Here is a 364-nt window from a genome sequence, read left to right as displayed (position 1 = left end):
CGACAAGGTGAAGGCGCTCGAGCGCGAGGTCCGTGAGCTGCGGCAGGCCAACGAGATCCTACGCAAGGCGTCAGCATATTTTGCACAGGCGGAGCTCGACCGCCCGTTCCGGCGATGATCGCGTTTATCGATGATCACCGCGATGCCTATGGGGTCGAGCCGATCTGCCGTGTCCTGCCGATCGCCCCATCCACCTACCACGAGCGCGTCGCGCAGCGACAGGATCCGACACGCCTGTCGGCGCGGGCACGGCAGGATGCGGTCCTAAAGCCTGAGATCGCGCGCGTGTTCGCCGAGAACTTCGCGGTCTACGGCGTGCGCAAGGTCTGGCGGCAGATGATGCGGGAGGGCGTGTCCGTCGCCC

General features: G+C 66.2%; 1 pseudogene and 1 other annotated feature. The pseudogene reads left to right on the top strand.

What is annotated here, in order from left to right:
• Positions 1-364, top strand: a pseudogene (locus L8K25_RS22625) (IS3 family transposase); the annotation flags it as partial.
• Positions 73-189, top strand: a sequence feature (AL1L pseudoknot). Its footprint overlaps the pseudogene before it by 117 nt.

The organism is Sphingomonas sp. TREG-RG-20F-R18-01 (assembly GCF_022662475.1).
Taxonomy (GTDB): domain Bacteria; phylum Pseudomonadota; class Alphaproteobacteria; order Sphingomonadales; family Sphingomonadaceae; genus Sphingomonas.
This window is presented reverse-complemented; position numbering and strand designations above follow the sequence as displayed.